Origin of the sequence: Bacillus hominis (assembly GCF_018332515.1) — a bacterium.
In the GTDB taxonomy this organism is placed as follows: Bacteria; Bacillota; Bacilli; order Bacillales; family Bacillaceae_G; genus Bacillus_A; species Bacillus_A hominis.
Genome location: NZ_BOQD01000643.1, coordinates 1 through 381, shown reverse-complemented (window position 1 = coordinate 381; position 381 = coordinate 1). Strand labels below are relative to the sequence as shown.

Genomic DNA, 381 nt, shown 5'->3' with positions numbered 1-381 from the left:
AATGTCCGAAAGAGTATATTAGAGGAACTAATGTTAGAGTGCTTCTTCCATATAACGAAAATATATATAAAGTTCAAGGAACAAAAATAAAATTTGGTATAAAAGTAAGAGAAAAAGAGGGATTTTTTAATGAATTCCAACGAAGCTTCCCATATTTCAAATTACTTCCAGAATGTGAAAGTGTATTAACTAATAATGAGAATGAGTTATTACCTTTATTTGCCCCAAAGGGATTAGACACAATTACATTAGAAGTATGGTCAGATGATATAGTAATAGAGATAGAACAAGCGTTATTAGATAGCAAAATAGCTTTAGCTCAAAATGGAGGTTCCTCCTATGTATTAAATACAGACAATCCAGTGTTGTTAAAAATAGTAA

The 381-nt window shown here is 29.7% G+C and carries 1 pseudogene; it reads left to right on the top strand.

The features are described from left to right. Nucleotides 1–381: pseudogene (locus KI356_RS27760) on the top strand (translation initiation inhibitor); the annotation flags it as partial.